This is a genomic window from Streptomyces sp. NPDC025638 (assembly GCF_055558775.1).
In genome coordinates this window covers 35,555-62,027 of record NZ_JBVHLX010000011.1, presented here as the reverse complement: position 1 = coordinate 62,027, position 26,473 = coordinate 35,555, and the positions used below count along the sequence as shown (strand labels likewise).

20 protein-coding genes, 1 pseudogene and 1 riboswitch are annotated in these 26,473 nt (G+C 71.0%); of the genes and pseudogenes, 15 read left to right on the top strand and 6 right to left on the bottom strand.

Translation table 11 applies throughout. The features are described from left to right. The first annotated feature begins 127 nt into the window (after positions 1 to 127). Together ACZ4EG_RS26940 and ACZ4EG_RS26935 are read left to right on the top strand one after the other, a co-directional pair. Entirely contained in the window at positions 128 to 1,366 is a 1,239-nt protein-coding gene (locus ACZ4EG_RS26940) for an MFS transporter (protein WP_467792406.1), read from the top strand. 73 nt (positions 1,367 to 1,439) lie between these two features. Continuing rightward, positions 1,440 to 1,913: a hemerythrin domain-containing protein gene (locus ACZ4EG_RS26935; protein ID WP_467792405.1), complete on the top strand. Its 474-nt coding sequence runs from the start codon at positions 1,440 to 1,442 to the stop codon at positions 1,911 to 1,913. Positions 1,914 to 2,026: 113 nt separating this feature from the next. Here the strand turns inward: ACZ4EG_RS26935 and ACZ4EG_RS26930 are convergent, their stop codons facing one another. Further along, a complete protein-coding gene (locus tag ACZ4EG_RS26930) occupies positions 2,027 to 2,473 on the bottom strand; it encodes a pyridoxamine 5'-phosphate oxidase family protein (RefSeq protein ID WP_467792404.1) in 447 nt (148 codons plus the stop codon). A gap of 363 nt (positions 2,474 to 2,836) precedes the next feature. Between ACZ4EG_RS26930 and ACZ4EG_RS26925 the strand changes: the two genes are divergently transcribed. The 9 genes from ACZ4EG_RS26925 to narI all read left to right on the top strand — a co-directional run bounded on the left by ACZ4EG_RS26925 (position 2,837) and on the right by narI (position 17,133). After that, complete coding sequence (locus ACZ4EG_RS26925; protein ID WP_467792601.1) at positions 2,837 to 4,528, top strand: sensor histidine kinase; 1,692 nt, start codon at positions 2,837 to 2,839, stop codon at positions 4,526 to 4,528. Between the two features lie 242 nt (positions 4,529 to 4,770). After that, on the top strand, positions 4,771 to 5,760 hold the full coding sequence (locus ACZ4EG_RS26920; RefSeq protein WP_467792403.1) for an Acg family FMN-binding oxidoreductase: 990 nt from the start codon (positions 4,771 to 4,773) through the stop codon (positions 5,758 to 5,760). 263 nt (positions 5,761 to 6,023) lie between these two features. Further along, complete coding sequence (locus ACZ4EG_RS26915; RefSeq protein WP_467792402.1) at positions 6,024 to 7,238, top strand: globin domain-containing protein; 1,215 nt, start codon at positions 6,024 to 6,026, stop codon at positions 7,236 to 7,238. 512 nt (positions 7,239 to 7,750) lie between these two features. Continuing rightward, the gene (locus ACZ4EG_RS26910; RefSeq protein ID WP_453557858.1) at positions 7,751 to 8,734 is read left to right on the top strand and encodes an Acg family FMN-binding oxidoreductase; all 984 of its coding nucleotides are present in this window, start codon (positions 7,751 to 7,753) and stop codon (positions 8,732 to 8,734) included. Between the two features lie 71 nt (positions 8,735 to 8,805). Continuing rightward, positions 8,806 to 10,050 carry an MFS transporter gene (locus ACZ4EG_RS26905; protein WP_467792401.1) on the top strand — a complete coding sequence of 415 codons (1,245 nt, stop codon included), beginning with the start codon at positions 8,806 to 8,808 and terminating at the stop codon, positions 10,048 to 10,050. Positions 10,051 to 10,230: 180 nt separating this feature from the next. Further along, a complete protein-coding gene (locus ACZ4EG_RS26900; RefSeq protein ID WP_467792400.1) occupies positions 10,231 to 13,965 on the top strand; it encodes a nitrate reductase subunit alpha in 3,735 nt (1,244 codons plus the stop codon). Beyond that, positions 13,965 to 15,698, top strand: a complete 1,734-nt coding sequence (gene narH, locus ACZ4EG_RS26895; RefSeq protein WP_467792399.1) for a nitrate reductase subunit beta — start codon at positions 13,965 to 13,967, stop codon at positions 15,696 to 15,698. The genes ACZ4EG_RS26900 and narH overlap by 1 nt, the downstream gene beginning before the upstream one ends. Then, positions 15,695 to 16,369 (top strand): nitrate reductase molybdenum cofactor assembly chaperone, encoded by a 675-nt coding sequence (gene narJ / locus ACZ4EG_RS26890; protein ID WP_467792398.1) that lies wholly within the window; start codon positions 15,695 to 15,697, stop codon positions 16,367 to 16,369. The genes narH and narJ overlap by 4 nt, the downstream gene beginning before the upstream one ends. Continuing rightward, positions 16,366 to 17,133 (top strand): respiratory nitrate reductase subunit gamma, encoded by a 768-nt coding sequence (narI, locus tag ACZ4EG_RS26885; protein ID WP_453557848.1) that lies wholly within the window; start codon positions 16,366 to 16,368, stop codon positions 17,131 to 17,133. The genes narJ and narI overlap by 4 nt, the downstream gene beginning before the upstream one ends. 26 nt (positions 17,134 to 17,159) lie before the next feature. On the opposite strand, the gene ACZ4EG_RS26880 is transcribed toward narI, so the two are convergent. The 3 genes from ACZ4EG_RS26880 to ACZ4EG_RS26870 form a co-directional block, all read right to left on the bottom strand. Beyond that, on the bottom strand, positions 17,160 to 18,029 hold the full coding sequence (locus ACZ4EG_RS26880) for an MBL fold metallo-hydrolase (protein ID WP_467792397.1): 870 nt from the start codon (positions 18,027 to 18,029) through the stop codon (positions 17,160 to 17,162). A 12-nt stretch (positions 18,030 to 18,041) separates the two neighbouring features. Next, positions 18,042 to 18,110: riboswitch (guanidine-III (ykkC-III) riboswitch) on the bottom strand. Between the two features lie 53 nt (positions 18,111 to 18,163). After that, the gene (locus ACZ4EG_RS26875; RefSeq protein ID WP_467792396.1) at positions 18,164 to 18,937 is read right to left on the bottom strand and encodes a VOC family protein; all 774 of its coding nucleotides are present in this window, start codon (positions 18,935 to 18,937) and stop codon (positions 18,164 to 18,166) included. Positions 18,938 to 19,066: 129 nt separating this feature from the next. Beyond that, positions 19,067 to 19,627, bottom strand: a complete 561-nt coding sequence (locus ACZ4EG_RS26870; RefSeq protein WP_467792395.1) for an MFS transporter — start codon at positions 19,625 to 19,627, stop codon at positions 19,067 to 19,069. 143 nt (positions 19,628 to 19,770) lie between these two features. Here ACZ4EG_RS26870 and ACZ4EG_RS26865 point away from each other — a divergent pair. Both ACZ4EG_RS26865 and ACZ4EG_RS26860 read left to right on the top strand, forming a co-directional pair. Beyond that, positions 19,771 to 20,502 (top strand): annotated as a pseudogene (locus tag ACZ4EG_RS26865) (DUF1731 domain-containing protein); the annotation flags it as partial. A 126-nt stretch (positions 20,503 to 20,628) separates the two neighbouring features. Next, on the top strand, positions 20,629 to 21,153 hold the full coding sequence (locus ACZ4EG_RS26860; protein ID WP_467792394.1) for a DUF4262 domain-containing protein: 525 nt from the start codon (positions 20,629 to 20,631) through the stop codon (positions 21,151 to 21,153). 76 nt (positions 21,154 to 21,229) lie between these two features. Here ACZ4EG_RS26860 and ACZ4EG_RS26855 read toward each other — a convergent pair whose 3' ends face one another. After that, positions 21,230 to 22,504, bottom strand: coding sequence for a DUF418 domain-containing protein (locus ACZ4EG_RS26855; protein WP_467792393.1), 1,275 nt, complete (start codon positions 22,502 to 22,504; stop codon positions 21,230 to 21,232). A 217-nt stretch (positions 22,505 to 22,721) separates the two neighbouring features. Here ACZ4EG_RS26855 and ACZ4EG_RS26850 point away from each other — a divergent pair, with 217 nt between their 5' ends. Continuing rightward, complete coding sequence (locus tag ACZ4EG_RS26850) at positions 22,722 to 23,387, top strand: response regulator (RefSeq protein WP_453557869.1); 666 nt, start codon at positions 22,722 to 22,724, stop codon at positions 23,385 to 23,387. Further along, positions 23,384 to 24,496: a sensor histidine kinase gene (locus ACZ4EG_RS26845; RefSeq protein ID WP_467792392.1), complete on the top strand. Its 1,113-nt coding sequence runs from the start codon at positions 23,384 to 23,386 to the stop codon at positions 24,494 to 24,496. The genes ACZ4EG_RS26850 and ACZ4EG_RS26845 overlap by 4 nt, the downstream gene beginning before the upstream one ends. An 18-nt stretch (positions 24,497 to 24,514) precedes the next feature. Here the strand turns inward: ACZ4EG_RS26845 and ACZ4EG_RS26840 are convergent, their stop codons facing one another. After that, the gene (locus tag ACZ4EG_RS26840; protein WP_467792391.1) at positions 24,515 to 26,434 is read right to left on the bottom strand and encodes a glycoside hydrolase family 97 protein; all 1,920 of its coding nucleotides are present in this window, start codon (positions 26,432 to 26,434) and stop codon (positions 24,515 to 24,517) included. Positions 26,435 to 26,473: the final 39 nt, after the last annotated feature.

Genomic DNA, 26,473 nt, shown 5'->3' with positions numbered 1-26,473 from the left:
TGATGGCCCACCCCGCAACGGGTCTCCGTCACCGAATCTGATGGCGGGCGGTACGCGCGGAACGCGGCCACCCGATACGAACCGGATCAACCGGGCCGGACCCGGTGAGCAAGAGGAGCAGGCAGAAATGCTGCAGGCATCGCAGAACAAGGACAGCGGGACGGCATCCGTTCCGCGCCAGGCGTGGCTGATGCTGGCGTTGGCCACGGTCGGTTTCGCCGTGAACTTCTGGGCGTGGGCACTGCTGAGCCCGCTGGGCCCGCGGTTCAAGGACTCCCTCGGCCTCTCCTCGTTCCAGCAGTCGCTGTTGGTCGCGGTGCCGGTCGTGGTCGGATCGCTGGGCCGGATCCCGGTGGGCGCGCTCACCGACCGGTTCGGCGGCCGGGTGATGTTCCCGCTCGTGTCGGCCGCCACCATCGTGCCGGTGCTGTACCTCGGTCTCGTCGGCCATGACTCGCTGACGACGCTGCTGATCGGCGGCTTCTTCCTCGGCATAGGCGGCACCGCCTTCGCCGTGGGTGTGCCCCTGGTCAGCGCCTGGTTCCCACCCGAGCGGCGGGGCGCGGCGATCGGCATCTTCGGCGCGGGCATGGGCGGTACCGCGATCAGCGCCCTGACGACCGTGAAGCTGGTGGACGCGCACGGCATGGCCAACCCGTTCCTGATCACCGCGGGCGTGCTGGCGGTCTACGCGGTGCTCGCCGCGCTCCTGCTGCGGGACGCACCCGGCCGCACGGTGCCGACCGAGCCGCTGGCCGACCGTCTGGCAGCGACCTTCAAGCTGAGCATCACCTGGCAGGCCTCGGCCCTGTACGCGGTGGCCTTCGGCGGCTACGTCGCCTTCTCCGTCTACCTGCCGACCTACCTGAAGACCGGCTATGGACTGGCCCAGGCCGACGCCGCCAACCGGATGGCCGGGTTCGTGCTGCTGGCGGTCGCGATGCGGCCGGTGGGCGGCTGGCTGTCGGACCGTATCGGCGCGGTGCGGGTGCTGACGGGGGCGCTGGGCCTGGTGCTCGTCGGTGCCTTCGTGCAGGCGTTGACGCCGTCGCTGGCCCCGGTGGGTACGGTCGCCTTCCTGACGCTGGCCGCCGCGCTCGGTGCCGGCAGCGGCGCGGTGTTCGCGCTGGTGGGGCTCCTGGCTCCGTCGAACATGGTCGGCTCGGTCACCGGCGTCGTGGGCGCCGCGGGCGGACTGGGCGGCTTCCTGCCGCCGCTGGTGATGGGCTCGCTCTACGGCGCCTACGGCTCGTACGGCATCGGCCTGAGCCTCCTCGGAATCGTCGCCACCGCCGCCCTGGCCTTCACCGCGACGGGAGTGCGCCAGGCCGTCTCGCGCCGCCTGGCCACCGCGCAGTCGCACTGACCCCGGCCCCGTAGAACCCCGTAGAACCCCGTAGAACCCCGTAGAACAAGGTCGAACACGAAGGAACCACACGATGTGCGAGTACTGCGGATGCCAGTCACTGGCAGCCATCGATGAACTGACCCGTGAGCACGAGACCGTCGTGAACCTGATCGGCGAAGTGCACGACGCCCGGCGTGACGGTGACCTGACGCGCATGGTGGAGCGGGCCCGGGACATCGCCGCAGTGCTCGCCCCGCACACGGCGGTCGAGGAAGGCGCGCTCTTCCCCGCGATGGCCGAGGAGTTTCCCGGCCAGATCGCCGTTCTGGAAGCCGAGCACCGCCGTATCGAGGCGGTGCTGGACGAGGCGGAGGAAGAGGTGCCGGCCGATCCCGGCTGGCCGGACCGGCTGACGGAGGTGCTCGCCCTGCTGCGCGAGCACATCCTCAAGGAGCAGGACGGCGTCTTCCCCGCCGCACTGTCCGTCCTGGACACCGAGCAGTGGGAGATGGTGGACGCGGTACGGCTCCGCGTCGGCGGTCTCACGCAGGCACCGAAACGCTGACACACATGAATGACGCCCGGGCCGCGGCGGATGCCGCGGCCCGGGCGTCATTCACGTGGGCTCAGGAACCGGTCGAGGAAGTCACTCGGTCGAGAGGGTCACGAGAGGGTCACTCATGCCTCGGTGACCCGGATGCCGGACACCAGATCGGGCCGGATGCGCACCGCCTGGTCCAGGGTCTGCCTCACCCACGGGCGAAGCATCTCCCGGTAGCGCGCCAGGTCCTGTTCGTCGGTGACCAGCTCGGCGAAACCGGTGACCACCACGCTCCAGCCCAGGTGGGTGTCCGGGTCGATCACGTCGGCCTCGTAGGCGACGACGACGCCCGGGCTGCCGTCGTGACGGGTGTGCGAGGTCAGGGCCGCGCCCTCGTGGGTGCGGATGACTATCTGACCGTCGTCGATGATGTGATTGACCGGGCGGATGGTCGGCAGCGCGTTCCGGGTGAAGACGATCCTGCCCATGGGCACGCTGCCCAGCAGCCGTAGGGCCTCGGCACTGTCGAGTTCTGCGCTCCGGCGCGGTTCCACAAGGGCCGGCTCGGCGTTCTTGATAGGCATGGCGTGTGTCCGTAAGGAGGGGTTCGGCACGTACTCAAGTGCGTTCGGTGTCCGCCGTTGCGTCCGGTGTCCGCCGGGCGTCGTGTCCGCCGTGCGTCCGGTGTCCGCGTTCAGGGACCTCGATCAGACCAGTGAAATGGCCCACGCGCCGGTCGTGCCAGGGCCGTTCGGCCCTGCGCGGACCGCGTCCGGCCCTGCTTCGCGGGCCCCTCCCCGGGCGCGCGGACGCGTAAGCGGATCCTCCGTGCCGCCACCCGTCCCCGGCCCGATACCGTGGCAGATGTTCAGAAGGATCGGTGCCGGCACCGTGACCAGGGACGGAGGACAACGGTGGGAAGCTCCGACGACGCTCGCGAGGCGCGCATGCGGCTGCCGCAGCTGCGGCTGGACGAGCTCCTGGAGGAGCTGCAGGCCCGCCTGGACGCCGCCCGCGGCACCCGGGACCGGGTGCACAGCCTGCTGGAGGCGGTCCTCTCGGTCGGCCGGGAGCTGGACCTGGAGCAGGCGCTGCGCAGCATCGTGGAGGCCGCGGCGGTCCTGGTCGACGCGGAGTACGCGGCGCTGGGCGTGATCGGACCGGACGGAAAGCTGCTCTCGGACTTCCTCACGGTCGGCGTCAGCGACGAGCAGATCGCCCGCATAGGTCCCTTTCCGCAGGGCCACGGCATTCTGGGCGAGCTGATCCGGCACCCCGAACCGCTGCGGCTGGCCAGTCTTGCCGAGCACCCGGCGTCGTTCGGCTTCCCGCCCCACCACCCGCCGATGAACACCTTCCTCGGCGTCCCCATCCGGGTACGCGGCCAGGTCTTCGGCAACCTGTACCTCACCGAGAAGCGGGGCGGCGCGCAGTTCGACGAGGAGGACGAGTCGGTCCTGTCCACGCTGGCCGTGGCGGCCGGCGTGGCGATCGACAACGCCCGCCTGTACGAGGAGTCACGGCTGCGCGAGCGCTGGCTGCGCGCGAGCACCGAGATCACCCACGGGCTGATGTCCGGCATCGAGAGAGGCGAGGTCCTCAGACTGATCGCCGAGCGGGCCGGGGAGATCACCGCGGCGTCCCTCGCCGTGGTCGCCGTACCGATGGCGGACACCGACGCGCTCACCGTGGAACTGGCGATCGGGGAGGAGGCGGAGGCCCACCGCGGTCTGGTGCTGCCCGTGGACGACAGCTTGATCGGGCGGGCCTTCTCCAGCGGCGCCCCGATCACCAGCGCCGACGTCTGCCGTGACGAGCGCGTCTCGTCGGGCCCCCCGCGGTTCTACGGACTCGGCCCCGCCGTGGCCGTCCCCATCGGCTCCGGCGAGGGTGTACGAGGCGTCGTCCTGCTCGTCCGTGCCGCGGGCAGGCCCCCGTTCTCCGAGGAGGAGACGGAGCCGCTGCAGGGCTTCGCCGCGCAGGCCGCCGTGGCCATGGAGCTGGCCGAGCGGCGCAAGGACTCCGAGCAGATCGCGGTGCTGGAGGAACGTGACCGGATCGCCCGGGACCTGCACGATCTGGCGATCCAGCGGCTGTTCGCCACCGGAATGACGCTGCAGAGCGCGGGGCGGTTCATCGAGCACGCGGAGGCCTCCGGCCGGGTGCTGCGGGCGGTGGACGACCTGGACGAGACGATCAAGATCATCAGGTCGACGATCTTCGGCCTGCGGGCGCAGGACACCGCCACCGGTCCCGGCCTGCGGGCGCGGACGGTACGCGCGGTGGGCGAGGCCGCGCCACTGCTCGGGTTCGCCCCCAGCCTGCGGATGGAGGGCCTGCTGGACACCGATGTGGCCCGGGAGACCGCCGACCAGGTGATGGCGGTGCTCTCCGAGGCGCTGACCAATGTCGCGCGCCACGCGCACGCCTCCAAGACCGAGGTGGCGCTGGAGACCGACGGCAGGCAGATTCGGCTGACGGTCTCCGACAACGGCGTGGGCATCCCGGCCCACGGCCGCCGCAGCGGCCTGCGCAACATGAAGGAACGGGCCCAGCAACTGGGCGGGGACATGGAGCTGACCGGCCGGCCCGGCGGTGGTACGACACTGGTCTGGCACGCGCCGGTGGGGGAGGCCTAGGGGGTCTCGTTCGGATCATCCCGGCGTCGCCTGGTCTGGCACGCCCCCTGGCCGGGTTCGCCGGCCGCTGCTCGTGGGGACGGGCCGAGGCCTTTCGGCGGATACTGGGACCGGCTGCCCCGGCGCGTGAGAACCTGGCCGGGGACCGGAACGAGGACCGTGCCCGACCATGAACGCGCCCGTCCCGGGTGCCCGCCGAACCGGACCGCCGAGGGGCGGCGGGTGAGGAGGCTGCAAGGGCCATGCGACCGCTCGACGTGCAGACGGTGTCCACACTGGTCGAGGAGGCCACGGCCGCCCCGTCCATGCACAACGCTCAGCCGTGGAGCTTCCGCTTCGTGACCGCCGAGCGTCTCCTCCTGCTGTTTGCCGATCTCGATCGGGCCATGCACCGGTCCGACCCGGGCAACCGGGCCCTGCACATCGGATGCGGGGCGGCGCTGTTCAATCTGCGTGTCGCCGCCGCACACGCCGGGCTCGCCCCCCAGGTCGTACTGCTGCCCGACCCCGCGGATCCCCTGCTGCTGGCCGCCGTGCAGCTGGCCGAGCCCGGCGCGCCGGCCGCGGCCGAGGACGACCTTCGCCCGCTGTATCCGGCGATCGGGCAGCGGCACACCAGCCGCCACCCCTTCGACGAGAAGGACATCCCCGACGATGTACAGGCCGGGCTGCGGGCGGCGGCAGCCCGGGAGGGCGCCGAACTGCTCTTCCCCGGGCCCTGGCACATCGACACCCTGCTGGAACTCGTCCGCGACGCCGAGAGCCGCGACATCCTGGATTCCGGAGGCCGCGAGGACCTCGATCACTGGACCCGGATCGGCCCGGAAGCGGAAACCGCTGCCGACGGAGTGCCCGAGTACGCGTTCGGGCCGCGACCGTCGAGCGGCCGGGCTCCGCTGCGTGATTTCGCCGGACGCCGGGCGGTGGCCGAGCACGACAGCGCCCCCTTCGAACAGAACCCCCATCTGGCGCTGCTGAGCACCCACACCGACACGCCTGCCGACTGGCTGCTGGCCGGACAGGCGCTGGAACGCGTCCTCCTGCGAGCCACCCTGGCCGGTCTGGCCACCGCCCTGACCTCGCACGCCCTGGAGAGCCGCGAGCTGCGCCTCCTGGCCCGCGATCCGGTGTCGGGCACGGGCCATGTCCAGATGGTGCTGCGGCTCGGCTACGGCCCGCCCGGCCCCGCCACCCCCCGCCGCCCCGTGCGGGACGTCCTCGACATCGCCTAGGCGGTGACTTCCCGGGCAGCGGGAGCCGTGCTTGCCGGGGACATGTGGCGCGCCGGGATCGCGACCAGGAGCGGTGGGCAACGCGCTAGGGCCATCCGGCCTCCATTGGGCCGCATAACCGGGCCCAAGCGTACTGACTTGCCGAGCCGTTCGGCCTCGTTCGGCTTTTCCGGCCCATGATCGGGCCCGGACCGCGGCTTAATGGATTGCAGCTGTGATGCGTGAGCGCCCGCCCGCGCACGTTTGTAATTCCGAGGAGAGCCATGCTTTCGCCCGAGTCCGCCGCTGTCGTACGCGCCACTCTGCCCGCTGTGGGCGGGGCCCTCGACGAGATAACGACGCGGTTCTACGGCACGATGTTCGGCGACCAACCCGAGCTACTGGACGGGATGTTCAACCGGGGCAACCAGGCCAACGGCGAACAGCGCCAGGCTCTGGCCGGGTCCATCGCCGCCTTCGCCCAGGCGCTCCTCGCCGACCCCGACGCCCGCCCGGACGCACTGCTGTCCCGGATCGCGCACAAGCACGCCGCGCTCGCTGTGACCGAGGACCAGTACACGATCGTCCACAAATACCTGTTCGGTGCCATCGCCGACGTCCTCGGCGAGGCGGTCACCCCCGAGGTCGCCGGGGCCTGGGACGAGGTGTACTGGCTGATGGCCGGTGCGCTCATAGCCCGGGAGGCCCGCCTCTACCAGGAGGCCGGCGTCGACCCGCGGCACCCCTGGCGGCAGTGGACCGTCGTCGAGCGCCGCGAGGAGACCCCGGACGTCGTCTCCTTCCTGCTGCGCCCGGCCGACGGATCGCCCGTACCGACCTCGCGCGCGGGCCAGTACGTCAGCGTGCGCGTCGAAATGCCCGACGGCATCCACCAGTTGCGCCAGTACAGCCTCTCCGGAGCGCCCGACGGCGAGCTGCGCCGCATCACCGTCAAGCGCGTCGAGAGTGTGGCCGAGGCCCCGGAGGGCGAAGTCTCCAACCAGCTGCACCGCACTGTGAAGGCCGGCGACGAGCTCACCCTGTCGGAGCCGTTCGGCGACGTGGTCCTCGACGACGCGGACTCCCCCCTGCTGCTGGTCTCCGCCGGCATCGGCTGCACCCCGATGGTCGGCATGCTCGAACACCTCGCCGCCACCGACTCGTCCCGGCCGGTCTGGGTACTGCACGCCGACCGCGCCCCGAAGGACCACGCCCTGCGCGCCGAAACCCGCCGCCTGGTGGAGCAACTGCCCAACGCGCGCGCGGAGTTCTGGTACGAGGAGCAGGCTGAGAGCGCAGTCGGCGAGGCCGGTGCCCGCACCGGACTGATGATCCTCGACGAGCTCCAGCTGCCCGCCGGCGCCGACGTGTACCTGTGCGGATCGCTTCCCTTCATGCGCGCCGTCCGCAGCCAGCTGCTCCAGGCCGGCATCCCCGCGCGCCACATCCGCTACGAGGTGTTCGGCCCCGACCTGTGGCTGGCGCACGCCGAGGACTGACAGCCGCGCGGTGAGCGGCGCCGCCCATGCCTCTCGCTGCTGAACGCGGTCGGCGCCGCCTGCTGCTGGACGACACCGGCCTGCCCGACGAGGCAGGCCGGTGTCGTCGTGCGCCCGGACGGCAATCGGGCCGAGGCCCGTCGCAGGAGGGCGCCGTCACCGCCGTAAGCCGTGTCCGCCTGGGCCGAAAGTCCCGGACCGGGAGACCGGCGGGCCCCGAAATCCGGCCGTATCGGAGCCCTGCGGCCCTTGAACGGGGCCCGTCCGGCCGTGGGCGGCGCCCCGGACCGTCGGCCAAGCTGGGGGCGACCGAACCGGAGGATCTCGTGTACGGATCCAACGGGCGCTCACCCGTTCGGCTTCTCCGTCCAGAGCCGGCGCGGCGCTCGTACCGGTTCGGTCGCCGTCCGGCCGCCCGCCTTGTCTGCCCTGACTTCCGGGCGGCCGGACCAGGGGCTCGGCACGGGTCGTACCCGACCGGCCCCCATTCCGGCGGTCGTCAGGAGAAGCGCATGCACGCATCAGGCATATCGGAGATCGATGCCACCGCTCTGAAGACGCTGTTGGCGGCCGCGACGGCGGCGCCGTCGATCCACAACACCCAGCCCTGGCGGTTCCGACTGGAGCCTGCCACCGGGGTGTTGCAGGTCCGCGCCGCACCGCAGAAGTCGCTCTCGCTGACCGATCCGGAGTTCCGGGCCCAGTATCTGTCGGTCGGCGCGGCGCTGTTCAACCTCCGCGTCGCCGTGGATCACCTGGGTCTGCAGGTGATGGTGCGGCTGCTGCCGGACCCGTCCGACCCCGGGCTGCTGGCCGTCGTATGGCCGTGCGGCCGCTCCGACTTCCTCCAGCCCGACCAGTGGCGGGAGCTCGATCTGTACGGGGCCATCGCGCGGCGGCACACGAGCCGCATGCCGTTCACCGGGCGTCCGGTGCCCGAGTCCGTCGTGGCGCAGATGACCGAAGCAGCCCGGCTCGAAGGGGCGAGGCTGCGGGTACCGGACTTCGCCGGGACCCGGCGGCTGCTGCACCTGACCGCGGCCGGAGAGGCACGCAACCACGCCGACGCGGGGCGTGCGGCCGAGAGCAGAGCCTGGATCACCGCGCCGGGTGAAGGCCCGTACGGCATTCCGGTGACGGCGCTGGGGCCGCAGGACTCGGCCGGACGGATGCCCGTGCGGGACTTCGTCGGCACCCAGCGCTCCCGGCGCCTGCCCGGGCTCCGCTTCGAGCGGCACGCCCAGGTGGCCCTGCTGTGCACCACCCGGGACCGGCGCGTGGACTGGCTACGGGCGGGTCAGGCGCTGCAGCGTGTGCTGCTGGTGGCCACCGCGCACGGAGTGCGCACGTCGATGCTGCACCAGGCGCTGGAGTGGCCGGATCTGCGGTGGGCGATGCGCAATGGACCTGAGCGGCGCTGCAGTCCGCAACTGCTGATCCGCTTCGGATACGGCCCGGAGGGCGGCCGGACCCCGCGTGCACCCGCACAGCCCTGAGACCACGGCCGATACGGTTCACCGGCCCGGGTGAGCCGTATCGGACCGGTGAGAACGAAGGAGCAGACAGAATGGCACAGGTACCGACTCGGCAGGAGGCAGGGCCGGCACCGGTTCCCGGCCGGGCGTGGCTGATGCTGGCCCTGGCCACGATCGGCTTCGCCGTCAACTTCTGGGCGTGGGCGCTGCTCAGCCCGCTCGGCCCCCGGTTCAAGGAATCCCTGGGCCTGTCCTCCTTCGAGCAGTCGCTGCTGGTGGCGGTGCCGGTCGTGGTGGGCTCGCTGGGCCGCATCCCGGTCGGGGCGCTCACGGACCGGTTCGGCGGACGGGTGATGTTCCCGCTGGTCTCCGCGGCCACCATCGTCCCCGTCCTCTATCTCGGGCTCGCGGGCCACTCCTCCCTGGCGGCCCTGCTGGTCGGCGGGTTCTTCCTCGGTATCGGCGGCACCGCCTTCGCCGTCGGGGTGCCCCACGTCAACGCCTGGTTCCCGCCCGAGCGACGAGGGTTCGCCATCGGGATCTTCGGCATGGGCATGGGCGGCACCGCGATCAGCGCGCTGACCACGGTGAAGCTCGTCGATGCCCATGGCATGGCCACCCCCTTCCTGATCACCGCCGCCGTGCTGGCGGTGTACGCGGTCGCGTCGGCTCTGTTGCTGCGCGACGCCCCCGGCCGCGTGGTGCCGACGGAGCCGCTCTCCCGTCGCCTGGCCGCCACGCTCAAGCTCGGTGTCACCTGGCAGGCCTCCGCCCTGTACGCGGTGGCCTTCGGCGGCTATGTCGCCTTCTCGGTCTATCTGCCGACGTATCTGAGGACCGCCTATGGGCTGACCCAGGCCGACGCGGCGAACCGGATGGCCGGGTTCGTACTGCTCGCGGTGGCGATGCGGCCCGTCGGCGGCTGGCTGTCGGACCGTGTGGGGGCGGTGCGCGTCCTGGTCGGCGCGCTGGCCGTGGTGGTCGTCGGCGCGCTCCTGCAGTCCCCGACCCCCTCCCTGGCGCCGGTCGGCACGATCGCCTTCCTCGCCATGGCCGCCGCGCTCGGCGCGGCCAGCGGAGCGGTCTTCGCCCTGGTGGCCCTGCTGGCCCCCGCGAACCAGGTCGGCTCGGTCACCGGAATCGTCGGCGCGGCCGGCGGGCTGGGCGGATTCCTGCCGCCCCTGGTCATGGGCTCGCTGTACGGCGCCTACGGCTCCTACGCGCTGGGCCTGGTCCTGCTGGGCGTGGTCGCCGCCGCCGCGCTGGTGTTCACCGCCACCGGCGTCCGCCATGCCGTCGCCCGGCGCACTCGGGTCGCCCAGCCGCAGGAGCAGTAACCGCGTTCTCAGCGGATTTGATCCTTCCCGTGGCGCCGCTGTCAGGTGAAGGCAAGAATGCGAACAGGCCTGCGCACTTTGGTGCGGATGTTCCGCATGAGGGAACGCGTGAGTCTTGCTCGGCCCCGCGCCGGCTGACAGAGAACACCGTCGGGCACATGCCCGGAAAGAGGTGAGACGGTGGCCGATCGCACCGGTTCCCGCACCCAACAGACGAGCCCCGCCCACCCGGCGGGGCTGGACGGTGAGCTGACGGAGGCGTTGGTGCGCTCCCGCCGGTACTTCACCCGGGCGGAGGTGTCCGGCGATCTGCGCACCCTGCGCAGAGCCGGCGGCCGTCAGGCGGACGACTTCTACCGGGACCGCTGGTCGCACGACAAGGTGGTGCGCTCCACCCACGGAGTGAACTGCACCGGATCCTGCTCGTGGAAGGTGTACGTCAAGGACGGCATCATCACCTGGGAGGCCCAGCAGACCGACTATCCCTCCGTCGGCCCGGACCGCCCCGAGTACGAGCCCCGCGGCTGCCCGCGCGGCGCGGCCTTCTCCTGGTACACCTACTCGCCGACCCGGGTGCGCTACCCGTATGTCCGCGGTGTGCTGCTCCAGATGTACCGCGAGGCGAAGGCCCGGCTCGGCGACCCGGTCGCGGCCTGGGCGGACATCGTCTCCGACCCCGAGCGCGCCCGGCGCTACAAGTCGGTGCGCGGCAAGGGCGGCCTGGTGCGGGCGAGCTGGGACGAGGCGCTGGAGATGGTCGCCGCCGCCCATGTGCACACCATCAAGGAGTACGGTCCCGACCGGCTGGCCGGGTTCTCGCCGATCCCGGCGATGTCGATGGTCTCGCACGCCGCCGGCGCCCGTTTCTACTCGCTGCTCGGCGGTGTGATGCTGTCGTTCTACGACTGGTACGCGGATCTGCCGGTCGCCTCCCCGCAGGTCTTCGGCGACCAGACCGACGTACCGGAGTCGGGGGACTGGTGGGACGCCGGCTATCTGATCATGTGGGGCTCGAACCTGCCCGTGACCCGGACCCCGGACGCGCACTGGATGGCCGAGGCCCGCTACCGGGGCCAGAAGGTGGTCGCGGTCTCCCCGGACTACGCGGACAACGTGAAGTTCGCCGACGAGTGGCTGCCCGCCCACCCGGGCACCGACGGGGCGCTGGCCATGGCCATGGGGCATGTGGTCCTCAAGGAGTTCTTCGTCGACCGTCGGACCCCGTACTTCGACGACTACGTCAAGCGGTACACCGATCTGCCGTTCCTGGTCACGCTCGACGAGCGCGAGCCGGGCAGTTACGCGCCGGGGAAGTTCCTGACCGCCGCGGACCTCGGCGATGAGCATGCCTCCTCCGAGAACGCCGAGTTCCGCACCGTCCTGCTGGACGCCGCGAGTGGCCGTCCGACGGTGCCGAACGGGACGCTCGGCGACCGGTTCGGAGAGTCCGGCGCCGGAAAGTGGAACCTGGAACTCGGCGACGTCGATCCGCTGCTGTCGGCCGACGGCGGGGGCGAGGAGCCGGTGGAGGTGGAACTGCCCTGCTTCGACGCCCCCGACGGGGGCGCACGGCGACTGCGGCGCGGAGTCCCGGTGCGGCGCGTGGGCGGGCGGCTGGTCACCACCGTGTACGACCTGCTGCTGGCCCAGTACGGGGTGGCCCGCGCCGGCCTGCCGGGCCGGTGGCCCTCCGGCTACGACGACACGACCGAGCCGTACACCCCCGCATGGCAGGCCGGGATCACCGGCGTGGATGCGGACCGGGCGGCCCGGATCGCGCGCGAGTTCGCCGCCAACGCCGAGGAGTCCCACGGCCGTTCGATGATCATCATGGGCGCGGGCACCAACCACTGGTTCCACTCCGACACCATCTACCGGGCGTTCCTCACCCTGACGACTCTGACGGGCTGCCAGGGCGTCAACGGCGGCGGCTGGGCGCACTACGTCGGACAGGAGAAGGTCCGCCCCATCACCGGCTATTCGGCGATCGCGACCGCGGCCGACTGGAACCGTCCGGCGCGACAGATGATCCAGACGGCGTACTGGTATCTGCACGCCGACCAGTTCCGCTACGACCCCTTCTCCGCCGACACCCTCGCCGCGGCCGGCTCCGGCGGCCCGTTCGCGGGCATGGCCACCGCCGATGTCATCGCCGCCTCGGCGCGCATGGGCTGGATGCCCTCCTATCCCACCTTCGACCGCAACCCGCTCGACCTGGCCGACGAGGCCGAGGCCGCCGGCCGGGGCGTCGGCGAGCACGTGGTGGAGGAACTGAAGGCCGGGCGGCTGCGGTTCGCGGGAGAGGACCCCGACGCACCGGAGAACTTCCCCCGCGTACTGACCATCTGGCGGGCCAACCTGCTCGGCTCCTCGGCCAAGGGCAACGAGTACTTCCTCAAGCACCTCCTCGGTGCCGACTCCTCAGTGAACGCGACGGAGGCACCGCCGCAGGACCGGCCCCGGGACGTGGTGTGGCGGGAGGAGGCACCGGTGGGCAAGCTGGACCTCCTGCTCACCCTGGACTTCCGGATGACCAGCACCACCGTGTTCTCCGATGTGGTGCTGCCGGCCGCCACCTGGTACGAGAAGCACGACCTGTCGAGCACCGACATGCACCCCTATGTGCACGCGTTCAACCCGGCGATCGCCCCACCGTGGCAGACCCGCACCGACTGGGACGCCTTCAACAGCATCGCCAAGGAGTTCAGCCGGCTCGCCGCGGACCACCTGGGCGTGCGCAAGGACGTGGTGGCCGCCCCCCTGCTGCACGACACACCGGACGAACTGGCCAACCCGCACGGCCGCGTGCAGGACTGGAAGGCCGGCGAGTGCGAGCCCGTGCCCGGCCGCACCATGCCCAAACTGCTCACCATCGAGCGCGACTACGGCGCCGTCGCCGAGAAGATGACCGCACTCGGCCCCCTGCTCGACACCCTCGGCGCCACCACCAAGGGCATCACCTTCAAGGTAGACCGCGAACTGGAGTACCTGCGGCACAAGAACGGCACCGCGCGCGGGGGAGTGGCCGACGGCCGCCCGGTGATCGCCCGTGACGTGCATGCCTGCGAGGCGATCCTCGCCCTGTCCGGCACCACCAACGGACACCTCGCCACACAGGGCTTCCACACCCTCGAATCCCGCACGGGCACCCCGCTCGCGGACCTGGCCGCCGAGCACGAGGGCAAGCAGATCACCTTCGCCGACACCCAGGCGGCCCCGGTGCCGGTCATCACCAGCCCCGAGTGGTCCGGCTCGGAGACGGGCGGGCGCCGCTACTCGCCGTTCACCGTCAACGTCGAACGCAGCAAACCCTGGCACACCCTCACCGGCCGCCAGCACTTCTACCTCGACCACGACTGGATGACCGCCCTCGGCGAACAACTACCGGTCTACCGGCCCCCGTTGAACATGCACGCCCTGTTCGGCGAGCCACGGATCGGGGACACCGGCGAACTCGGCGTGACCGTGCGCTATCTGACCCCGCACAACAAATGGTCCATCCACTCCGAGTACCAGGACAACCTGTTCATGCTGTCGCTGTCCCGGGGCGGCCCGACGATCTGGATGTCCACCGCCGACGCGGCGAAGATCGGCGTCCACGACAACGACTGGATCGAGGCGGTCAACCGCAACGGCGTCGTCGCCGCCCGCGCCATCGTCTCCCACCGCATGCCCGAGGGCACCGTCTACATGCATCACGCCCAGGACCGGCTGATCGACGTGCCCCGCACCGAGACCACCGGACGTCGCGGCGGCATCCACAACTCCCTCACCCGCCTGCTGATCAAACCGAGCCATCTGATCGGCGGCTACGCCCAGCTGTCCTACGCCTTCAACTACCTCGGCCCGACCGGCAACCAGCGCGACGAGGTCACGGTCATCCGCCGCCGCAGCGACCAGGAGGTGACGTACTGATGACCCGCGGCGACAGCGCCATCGGGCGCGTCATGGCCCAGATGGCGATGGTCATGAACCTCGACAAGTGCATCGGCTGCCACACGTGCTCGGTCACCTGCAAACAGGCCTGGACCAACCGCACCGGCGTCGAATACGTGTGGTTCAACAACGTCGAGACCCGCCCTGGCCAGGGCTACCCCCGTCGTTACGAGGACCAGGACACCTGGCAGGGCGGCTGGACCCTCACCAAGAGGGGCCGCCTCACCCTCAAGGCCGGCGGCCGCTTCAAGAAGCTCGCCAGTATCTTCTCCAACCCCAAACTGCCCACGCTCGACGACTACTACGAGCCCTGGACCTACGACTACGCGACGCTGACCAACGCCCCGCTGCAGGAGCACACCCCCGTCGCCCGCCCCAAGTCGCTCATCACCGGCAAGGACATGAAGATCTCCTGGTCGGCCAACTGGGACGACAGCCTCGGCGGCTCGTCCGACCACGGCCGCAAGGACGTGCTGCTGAACGAGGTCGCGGAAAAGGTCAAGTTCGAGTTCGAGCAGACGTTCATGTTCTATCTGCCGCGCATCTGCGAGCACTGCCTCAACCCGTCGTGCGCGGCCTCCTGCCCCTCCGGCGCGATCTACAAGCGCACCGAGGACGGCATCGTCCTCGTCGACCAGGACCGCTGCCGGGGCTGGCGGATGTGCGTGACCGGATGCCCGTACAAGAAGGTCTACTTCAACCACCGCACCGGCAAGGCCGAGAAGTGCACCTTCTGCTTCCCCCGCGTCGAGGTCGGCCTGCCCACCGTCTGCTCCGAGACCTGCGTCGGCCGGCTGCGCTACATCGGACTCGTCCTCTACGACGTCGACCGCGTCCTGGACGCCGCCTGCACCCCCGACGACACCGATCTGTACGAGGCGCAGCGCGGCGTCTTCCTCGACCCGAACGACCCCGAGGTCATCGCCGCCGCCGAGCGCGACGGCATCCCCCGCGACTGGGTCGAGGCCGCCCAGCGGTCACCCATCCACGCGCTGATCAACACCTACAAGGTGGCGCTGCCGCTGCACCCGGAGTACCGCACCATGCCCATGGTCTGGTACATCCCGCCGCTCTCCCCGGTCGTCGACGCCGTCCGCGGGACCGGCCACGATGCCGAGAACCACCGCAACCTGTTCGCGGCCGTCGACGCCCTGCGCATCCCCGTCGACTACCTCGCCCAGCTCTTCACCGCGGGCGACCCCGCACCCGTCGACGCCGTGCTGCGACGCCTGGCCGCCATGCGCTCCTACATGCGCGACATCAACCTCGGCCGGGAGCCAGACGCCGCCATCCCCGAACAGGTCGGCATGAGCGAGCAGCAGATGTACGACATGTACCGGCTGCTGGCCCTGGCCAAGTACGACGAGCGGTACGTCATCCCGCCCGCCCACGCCGAACAGGCCCACAACCTGGAGGAACTCGCCACCGAGTGCAGCCTGGACTACGAGGGCGGGCCCGGCATGGGAGGCTCCGGCCCCTTCGGCGAGTCCTCCGGCGGCGCCGCTCCGATCGCGGTGGAGAACTACCGGGCCCTGCGCGACCGCCAGTCCGCCGACAGTCCCGTCACCCCCACCGACAAGGCCACCCGCGTCAACCTCCTCAACTGGGACGGCAAGGGCACCCCGCCGGGCCTGTTCCCACCCTCCGGCGGCGGGACTGCGTCCGGCGGCGAGGAGACCGATACGGGCGGGGAGGTCGAACCGAAGCCGTGAGAAGAAAGACCAGAGCCACACCGCGTACCGAGCCCTGGCAGCCGCACGCCTGGCAGCCGCACGCCTGGCAGATCCAGTCCCTGCTGCTGGCCTACCCCGACGACCAGTTCACTGCCCGGCTCGAACTGGCCCGCAGGGTCGCCACCCACCTGCCGCGGCCCGTCGCCGACCCCCTCCTGGAGTTCGTGGCGCACGCCGACCGGACCGCCCCGGCCGATCTGGCCGCCGCCTACGTCGCCACCTTCGACCACCGCAAACGCTGTTGCCTCTACCTCACCTACTACGCCCACGGCGACACCCGGAAGCGCGGACTCGCGCTGCTCCGCCTGAAGCAGTCGTACGCCGCCGCCGGCTGGCGGCTGGCCGACGACGAGCTGTCGGACCACCTCGCCGTCGTCCTCGAATTCGCCGCCACCGACCCCGCCACCGGACTCGGCCTGCTCACCGACCACCGCGCGGGACTGGAACTGCTGCGTCTGTCCCTGCAGGACGAGGGCTCCGCCTGGGCCGGCGTCCTGCGGTCCGTCTCCGCCACTCTTCCCCAGCTCGCGGGCGACGACCGTGAGGCAGTCGCCCGCCTCGCCGCCGAAGGCCCACCCGAAGAACAGGTCGGCCTCGACCCGTACACGCCCTCGCAGTACCTGCCCGACCCCGCGGGAGGCCCGCGATGACCGCACCCTCACCCGACCTGACCATGGCGGCCGAGACGAGTACCGGCGCGATCCTGCTGTGGGTCGTCCTGCCGTACCTGTCCCTCGCCGTCTTCGTCCTGGGCCACATCTGGCGCTACCGCTACGACAAGTTCGGCTGGACCACCCGCTCCTCCCAGCTGTACGAGAACCGGCTGCTGCGCATCGGCAGCCCGCTGTTCCACTTCGGCATCCTCCTGGTGCTCCTCGGCCACGTCGGCGGGCTGCTCATCCCCAAGAGCTGGACCGAGGCGGCCGGCGTCAGCGAGCACACGTACCACGTCACGGCCGTCACGCTCGGCACCGCGGCGGGGGTGTGCACCCTGGGCGGACTCGCCATCCTCATCTACCGGCGCCGTACCGTCGGCCCCGTCTTCTCCGCCACCACTCGCAACGACAAGGCCATGTACGTCTCGCTCACCGCGACCATCGTGCTCGGCCTGGCGGCCACCGTCGCCGCCAACATCGTCGGCGGCGGCTACGACTACCGCGAGACCATCTCCCCCTGGTTCCGCTCCATCTTCTACCTCCAGCCCGACCCGGCCCTGATGGCCGGAGCGCCGATCCTCTTCCAGCTCCATGCGATCAGCGCGCTGCTGCTCTTCGCCGCCTGGCCCTTCACCCGCCTGGTCCATATGCTCACCGCGCCCCTGGGCTACCTCACCCGCCCCTACATCGTCTACCGCAGCCGCGACGTCGGCCTCGGCGCCCGGGCGCCGCGCCGTGGCTGGGAACGCGTCGGATAGCGGGCCCCGCCGGACGGGTCCGACCGTCAGCCCTTGGGCCAGAGGACGAAGTCGGCGAACGCCCGGCGAGCGGGCTCGGGCCCGACCTCGTCCAGGGCCGCGCGTACGGCGTGGAGGTGGTCGGGGGTCATCTCCAGCGGGGGTTCGTCCGGCTGATAGGTGGTCCGGATCGGATAGTCGACGCCGGGCCGGCGCGTCATCTCGATGTGGCAGCCCAGCACATGAGTGACCGGACGGCGGCCGACGAATGCGATCAGCCGGTCGATCGTCCGTGAGAACGCCGACCAGTCCTCGATGTACAACCGGCCCCGGTAGACGGTGTCTCCGGTCAGCAGGAACCCGGTCCACGGGTCGTAGTAGGTGATCGCCGCGGCGTCATGGCCCGGTGTCGCGAGCGCCTCCAGGACCCGACCCCCGAGATCGAGCGGCCGCACCGCGTCCGGGTCGTCGGCGAAGCCGAGGAACGCCCACGCCGCATCCCGCTCGGCACCGACCACGATCGTGTCCGGGCGATCGAGGAACTGGCCGTCGCCCGCGACGTGATCGCCGTGCGAGTGCGTGTGGAGCACGAGCAGCCGATAGCCGTCACGCGGATGACGAGCCAGCCACGTCTCGACAAGACCGTCGACGGTCCGGCGCACCGGGAAGAACTCCGGCGAGGCCGTGGCACCGGTGTCGATCAGGACCGCCTGGCGCTCTCCGAACAGCAGATACAGAAACGGCGCCTCGTAGTCGATCGCCTTGTTCTGCCGCAGCACCACCGTGTGCTCGTCGTACCAGTGCACCTGAAGATCGGGATCGGTGTTGTGCTTGGCCGACGGCGACCCGTGAATCCAGGCCACACCCAGCGGCTCCGCACTGAACTTCCGGCCACCCGGCTCGCCCCCACCGGACATGACGCCTCCCGAAGTGCGTCGTCTTGGCGGGCCGGGTACGGCGCACATCTCGTCCGGGGAGACACGCATGTGCGCCTCCGGCCGGACGCTATCACCGCATACCCACCTCCAGGCACCATGGTTGCGGACGGCCGTCAGGTCTGGCGTGGGTTCGGCTTCAGCACGGCGAACACCGCCTGGGCCGGGTCCGCCAGCCAGGCGATGCGCCCGACGTCCGGCACGTCCGCGGCCGGCATGAGAACCGTCCCGCCGTTTCCCTGCACCGCGGTGACGACGGCATCCGCATCGGCAACGGCGAAGTACGGCACCCAGCGAGCCACCTCGTGCTCCCCCTGAAGCGGAGCCACGCCGCCGAAGGACCCCTCCTCCTGGTCGCCGTCCCTGATGCTCAGGACCCGGTACGTCATGCCGGGCGCCTGCATCTCCCGAGAGCGCCAGCCGAACAGCCCGTGGTAGAAGCGGATGGCCGCTTCCGGGTCCGCGACATGCAGCTCGACCCACACCAGCGTGTTGTCCTCGGACGTCTTCTCCAGGCCCGCCCCGGCTTCGAACACGGCGAACTCCGCACCCTGGGGATCGGTGAACTGGGCCAGTTGCCCCTCGCCCACGTTCATCGGCTCGACGCGCACACGGCCGCCGCCGGTGACCACATCACGTGCGGTGGCCTGGATGTCGTCGCTGCGGAAGTACGTCGTCCAGGCCGACTGGGCACCCTCCTCGGTCAGCGGCCCGAGGGCGGCGACGGTCCTTTCGTCCTGCTGGAAGAGCCCGTACCCGCCCGCCTCGGGCCCGAGCGACAGGAACCGCCAGCCGAAGACGGCGCTGTAGAAGGCGGCGGCCGCGTCCAGGTCCGGGCTGCCGAGGTCGATCCAGACGGGCGACCCGGCGCGGTAGTCGGTGCCGAGCATGCGTTTCCTCCTGCGCGTCCAGTGCTGAGACCTCGTCACTATGCCGCCCTGCACGCGTGGCCCCCCGCACAACGGTCCCGATGTCCTGGCCCTTTCACCCGGGCTGGGGAACCCGGTCGGCCGCACCACTCACATGCAGTCGAGCCGCTCGGCCGACGCGGGCTGTCGGGCCTGTCGGGTGCTGTTGTGCCCGACGAGGCCGGCGAGCAGCAGGGCAATGAGGGCGACGAGGGAGGCGCCCCGCCGGCCGAGGCCTTCGAGCACGGGGGCCGCGAGTGCGGTGCCGATGGCGCCGACGACGAAGTACAGCACCAGGCAGACGCTGCTGAGGCTGCCGCTACGGCCGGGGTCGAGGGCGATGACCCGGCTCTGATCGGCCGCTTGGGCGGCGAAGCAGCCGGCGTCGAAGACGGCGAGTCCGAGCGCGGTGAGCGGTGGGGTGCCGAGGCCGGTGGCGAGCAGGGCGGTTCCGCCTGCCGCGGCCACCATGGCGGCGGTGATCACGGCGCGGGCGGTGTAACGGTCGGTGAGCCGTCCGGTGATGGGGAGGGCGGCGAAGCCGAGGAGGCCCGCCAGACTGTACAGACCGATGGCGGAAGGGCTGAGCGAGTACGGCGGCTGGGCGAGGGCGAGCGCGAGTGCCACCCAGACCAGGTTGAAGGCGAAGTACCACAGGCCACCGGCGATCACCGCGTGGCGCAGGGGCGGGTGCTGCCGCAGGAGCGGCGGGAGCGAGCGGAGCGTGGCGAGGTAGCCGTGACCGGTGTGCGGCTGCTGCCGGGACAGGAGCGTGGCTGCGCCCAGGGCGGCCCAGCAGGGCGTTCCTGCGGCAGGTCATCTTGGATTCGCGGGTGGAGTCGGCACGGGTGGTGGGTGAGGCGATCGCCGTCGCCGCGCGGCCTCCGCGAGTCTGGCTGCAGATGAGTACCGCGACGATCTACGCCCATCGCTTCGACGCGGCCCACGACGAGGCGACGGGAGTGATCGGCGGCTCGGAGGCCGGGGTGCCGGACTACTGGGCGTACAGCGTCGAGATCGCGAAGAACTGGGAGCGGGCGCAGGCCGAGGCGCGGACACCGGCGACGCGGAAGGTGGCGCTGCGCTCGGCGATGGTCATGAGCCCGGATCGGGGCGGGGTCTTCGACGTACTGCTGTGGCTGGTCCGGCTGGGGCTCGGCGGGCCGGTCGCCGGCGGTGCGCAGTATGTCTCCTGGATCCATGACGAGGACTTCGTACGCGCGGTGGAGTTCCTGATTGCCCGGGACGACATCGAAGGGCCCGTGAACCTCTCCTCACCCGGCCCTCTTCCGCACCGCGAGTTCATGCGGGTACTGCGCGCGGCCCGGGGCGTGCCGGTAGGCCTGCCGGCGACGCGATGGATGGCGGAGATGGGGGCGTTCGCATTGCGCACGGACACGGAACTGCTGCTCAAGAGCCGCCGGGTGGTACCGGGTCGGCTGGGTGCGGCCGGGTTCGGCTTCGCGTATCCCGAGTGGGAGGAAGCCGCCACGGACCTGGTCCGACGGACTCACCGCGATCGTCAGCGGCGCGCCGGTCGCGCATGAAAGGCCGGCCGGCATGGACACACCTGTGTCGCCTCCTTCTCATCAGGCAACGGAGCCCCCGAAGGGTCGCGGGGAGTGCAAGGTACTGTCACCGACATGCCTCATGAGTGTCCTGCCTGCCGCTGTGTGATCTGCCATGACTACGGCGACCGCGATGAGGCCGATCGCCTCGACCTGCGGACGGTCGAGCAGGTTCAGGAGCACGGCTGGAGCGTGATGATGGTGCCGGCCGATGACGAGGGGCCCGGCTTCGCGTACACGATCGGGCTGTGGCATACCTACGCGGTGTCCGAACTGGCTGTGTTCGGGCTGGACATCCAGACGATGCATGCACTGCTCAACACCTTGGGGAGCAGGGCCGCAGAAGGGGCTGTACTGGAAAGTGGCCAGGAATACCGCGAAGTCATCGAGGCGCGTCCGGTTGTCCTGAAGGAAACGGATCTGCGCTGGTACCGGGAGTTCTTCGGGCGTGCGATCTCCTTCTACCGGCGGCCTCCCTTTCCGGTCCTGCAGGTGGTGTGGCCCGACGCGGAGGGTCGCTACCTCTGGCAGCCGGGAGCCGACGAGCGCTACCAGCAGTCCCAGCCGCAGTCGTGGCTGAAGCCGACCGAGCATCCGCAAGGGGTCTGGGCGACGCTCGTGAGCGGTTGACGGCCGCTCAGTGCGGCCGCGGAACTCCTGAGCCACGCGCATGGTCTTGGCGTATACGGGGTCCTGGATGGCGGCGCTACTTGATGTGCTGCGCCGGACGGGTGGCGAGGTGGAGCAGGTGTTCGAATGGGCCCCGACGGAACAGGCGGGTCCATACGGTTGCCAGGAGGGCGGCCGCCCCGATGAAAGCGAGAAGTGCGGGAAGCGCGGCCATAGTGTCGTCCTGGACCGCGGCCACGTACCAGACGTCGGTGAAGAACCAGAGGGCGACGATGTGCAGGACGTAGGCCGTCAGCGCCACCATGCCGACCGCCGAGACGGGTGTGGCCAGCCGCGTGAGCCGTGGCATCCGGTCCGCGACGGTCAGGCATGCGACCACGACCAGCAGGGCGACACCGGTGTTGCCGAGTATGGAGAAGGTCGTCTGGCTGTGCGGTGCGGCCACCAGCAGCCAGGAGAGCGGGGCGTGACCGTCGGGTTCGCCCACGGTGTCGGACCACCATGCCGACGCCGCCGAACCGCCCGTGGCATCCGCGACGGCCGTCAGGGCGTGCGGGACCAGACGCAGGGCCAGCCAGGAGCCGCCGTAGCCGAGCAGGCCGAGCACCGCACCGGTGAGCGACAGTCGGGCCCGGACGCCGGGCCTGGTGAGATCGAGTTTGGCCACTGCCATGCCCGCGAGCAGGAACGGTATCCAGGTGAGGACCGGATACGCGCCGGTGAACATCAGTTCGGTGATGCCGTCGGTGCCGGTCATCCGCGCCAATGGGTCCCAGGCGGCGACGGAGTCCGCCCAGTTCCCCTCCTCGATCGAATTCCTGATCACATGCAGCGCCTGGGGCAGGATCATCGCCCCCGCGGCGGCGATGAGCGCCAGCGTCCCGGCCCGCAACCGGTACAGCGGCAGGACGGTCACAAAGAGCAGCCCGTAGAAGCTGAGGATCACGTCGACGTCGGTGCCCAGGGCGGTCAGGGCGTATCCGAGCACCAGCAGGACGACAGCACGGATCACGACCCGGCCCACCGCCTGCCGGCCGGGGCGCCCGGTCCGGGGGCGAGGCCGTCCGGTGATGATGACCAGCGAGAACCCGGCGAGCAGGGCGAAGAGCGCGGACGAGCGGCCCCGCGCCGTCTCCAGCAGGAACCCCAGCGGTCCGCCGATCGACACGTCCGGGCCGACATGAGCGGTGTACATGCCGAAGACCGCGATGCCGCGGGCCAGGTCTATGCCGATCAGTCGTCCGGGCGACAGTCGCCCGCGCGACGGCGCATCGGCCGGGGCGGAGGGGCTCTGCGTCTTCAGCGGACGTGACACCGCCGCCGGTACGTCCGGCGATGCGTTCTGGGTCATGTCTTCAGAGTGTGCCGAATCCCGGACCCCGCTCACAGGGCACATATCCGAAGACACCCTCCCGACCGGCCCGAACCACCCCGCCGACCGGCCGAAGACACCCAGGTCGACCGGCTGGAGCGGCGCCGCCAATCGGCGGGAATCGCGTTCGGCCCGCCGAAGAACGACCCCCGCCGTGGTACGGATCGAACGGGAGTACGCGACGAGCGGAGCGCACGTGATCCGGGTCCTGGTGGTCGACGACGAAGCCCTGGTCCGCGGCGGCTTCACCCACATCCTCAACGCGGCGGACGACATCGAGGTCGTGGCAGCCGTCCCCGGCGGCGAGGCCGTCCGAACGGTGCGCGAGTCACACCCCGATCTCGTTCTGCTGGACATCCGGATGCCGGACGTGGACGGGCTCACCGTCCTGGCCGACCTGCGCCGTATGCCGGACCCCCCGGTGGTGGCCATGCTCACCACGTTCGACGCCGACGAATACGTGGCGACCGCCCTGCGCTCGGGCGCGGCCGGCTTTCTGCTCAAGGACACCGACCCGGAGCAGCTGCCCTACCTCGTGCGAGCCCTGGCCGAGGGCGGCACCGTGCTGTCGTCGAAGGTCACACGCACGGTGGTGGACGCCTACCTCGACAAGGACGTGCGCGAGCCCGCCGTCCACCTCACGGCCCGGCTGACGGAGCGCGAGCGCGCCGTCCTCGTTCTCATGGCCCAGGGCCTGGCCAACACCGACATCGGTGAACGGCTGCATCTGAGTACCGGCACGGTCAAGGGCCATGTCAGCGCCGTGCTCAGCAAACTGCGGGTCGGCAGCCGCGTCCAGGCGGTGCTGGTCGCCGAGCGAGCGGGCCTGCTGGCACCGTCGCAGGACGAGGACGCCGGGTGAGCCGCCGAGGGGTGCCGGCTCCACTGGTGGACGGCGTCCTCGTGCTGGTCGCGCTGGTGGACGCGTGGGTACGTGTCGGCTTCGACTCGCCCTTGCCCATGGCCTGCGCGTTGCTCGCCGCCGGCGCCCTGTCCCTGCGTCGCCGCGCGCCACTGGCAACCTTCGTCCTCACCCTGCCCACAACCATGCTCTCCGACGCGGTGTTCGCCACGATCGCCGCGCTGTACACGCTCTCCTCGCTCAGCCGCCACCGTGTCCTGCTCGTCGGTTGCTCCCTGGCCTACGCGGTCATCGACTTCCTGCCCTGGCCCTGGTCGTCCCTGGAGGCCGCCGAACTCGACCAGATCGACACCCTTCTGCACCTCAGCTACACACTGGCCACCGCGGTGGCGCCCGTCTTCCTGGGCCAGCTCGTGCAGGCCCGACGCGACCTGTCGCTGCGGCTCGCAGAAATCACCGAGGCACGCGAGCAGGAACGGCAGCTGGCCGCCCAGAGCATCCTGGCCCAGGAACGCGCCCAACTGGCCCGCGAGATGCACGACGTGGTCTCCCATCAGGTCAGCCTGATCGCCGTACAGGCCGGAGCGCTCCAGGTGGGCAGCCAAGACGCGGAGACCAAGAAGGCCGCGGCCACGATCCGGCAGCTCAGTGTGCAGACCCTCGACGAACTGCGGCACATGGTCAGCGTGCTGCGCGCCTCGGGCAGCCGCCCCACGGAACTCACCCCCCAGCCGTCCCTGGCCGACCTGCAGAGCCTCGTCGACAGCAGCGGCATCGAAACAGAGCTGAAGACCGACCTGCCGACCTCCCTTCCGCCCACCGTCCAGCGCGCCGTCTACCGCACCGTGCAGGAAGCCCTCACCAACGTCCGCAAACACGCGCCCGGCGCCTCGGCAACCGTCCAGATCCGCCAAGAGGGCGGCACCGTCCACACCCTCATCACCAACGATGCCCCCACCCGCCCCGTACTCGCCCTGCCCAGCGCCCACCACGGCCTCGCCGGCCTGCGCCAACGCGCCGAACTCCTCGGCGGCTCCGTCACCTGCGGTCCCACGGCCGACGGCGGTTACGAACTCCACCTGGAACTGCCCTTAGAACAGAACCGATGACCGAGGGAACCCGCGCCCTCAGCGGTAGCAGGTGGTCACGCCCGGCCGCCAGGGGCAGGCGATCCCGGCGAAGCCGCCGTTGGCGACGACATCGACGCTGAAGGTGTCGCCGCCGCGGAGCACCTGCCGTTCCTGGACGAGCCCGTCGGCGCCGTCCCGGACCGTCTCGACCAGCCACCGTCCCCGGCCGATGGACAGCGGTACGTCAGCCGAATGGGCGACACCGGCGTACACCCCGCCCAGGAACCAGCGGTCGCCGCTGCGACGGGCGAGCACGGCGTCCTGACCGGGGTGGCCCGCGAGCAGCCGGGTGTCGTCCCAGGCGGCGGGGACCTGGTCGAGGAAGTCCCGGGCGAGCGGCCGGGTGTCGTACGACTCCGGGGTGCCCGCGAACATCTGCAGGCCCGACTCGTAGGCGACGGTGAGCCCGACCTCGGCCGCGTCGGAGTTGGGGCGCAGGCCGACGCGCTGGAAGCCGCCCGGGGTGAAGTCCATGGAGCCGATGACGTTGCGGGTGAAGGGCAGGGTGGTGAGGTGGCCGGCGGTGTTGGTCCGCTTCTCCTCCCCGCCGACGCCCTCCACGGTCATGACGTGCGGCCAGGTGCGCTGGATGCCCTTGGGGACGGTGGAGCCGTGGAAGTCGACCATGAGGTGGTGGGCGGCGGTCTCCGCGAGGATGGCGTCGTACCACTGGAGCATGGGCTGCGCCTCGGAGTTCATGAAGTCGATCTTGACGCCCTTGACGCCCCATCGCTCCAGGGTGGGCAGCCACTGGGACCGTTCCTCGGGCGTGTCGAGGTCGCGCTGGTGGATCCAGACGATGATCCCGACGCCCTTGGCGCGTGCGTAGTCGACGAGTTGGGGCATCCAGCTGTTCGTCTGCCAGTCGGGGTCGGTGGTGTCCCATGCGTCGGTCTTGAAGTACCAGCCCGCGTCGACGGCCTCGTAGGGCCAGTGCCGCGCGGCGGCACAGTCGACGTAGGCCTTCTGCGCGGCCAGGCTCTGGCCCGCCGCACGACCGCCGGCGAGCCAGGTCCACAGCACGGTGCCCGGCCGGATCCAGGAGGCGTCGGCGACCTTGGAGGCGGGGGCGAGGTCGTCGGTGAGGGTGGACCGGGTGACGGTGGCGAGGTCGCCGGTGACCATGGCGCGCCAAGGGGTGGCGAGCGGGCCGTCGGCGTGGATCCGGTCGTCGGCGAGCTTGATCCGATAGGTGCCCGTGCCCTGGTCGTGGGCGAGCCGGGCGCCGGAGTACGTGCCGGTGAGATCGGACTCGGCGAGCAGGGTGTAGCCGCCGTCGGTCGCGAACAGTGCCTGGTCCGAGTATTCGCCGGTGGGCGCGGTCGCGGCGGTGTACCGGGCGAACTGGCCCTCGTTGTCGACCCGGTACGCACCGAGCCAGGCGCTCGCGTCGGGCGGCAGGTTGAACGCCGAGGTCTCGCCGAGCACGTCGCCGTACCCGGCGGGCAGGACGTACCGGTAGGCGACGCCGTCGGCGGCGGCACGGACGACGAGGTCGAGCCGGGCGCCTGCCGCGGTGGCGAAGGACAGCCGCGACTCGTTCATCAGGACCCGGCGTTCCAGCCGTTTGCCGGACTTCGTCCGGTACCGCTCGCTGACCAGCCGGTCCTTGCGGTGCAGGAAGTGCAGGCCCTGGGAGAGGTCGCACCGTTCGGTGACGATGCCGACGGGCGACGGCTCGATGACCGTACGGCCGCCACGGGACACCGAGAGACTCAGCGCGCCGGTGGTGTCGTCCAGGGACACCCGCGCCCGCGGAGCGTGTGCCGCCGCGGACACGGCCCAGACGTGCTCGCGCTGCCCGGCGTCCTGTTCGGCCCGCGCGGGCACGGCGGTCAAGAGTGCGGCCACCAGCCCGACGCAGAGCGCGACGGCTGTGCGGGACACCGGCGAGCGCTTCCCCGGCTGCGAGGGCATCCTCGTCCTCCCTACCTGACGGATCCTCAATACATCGGG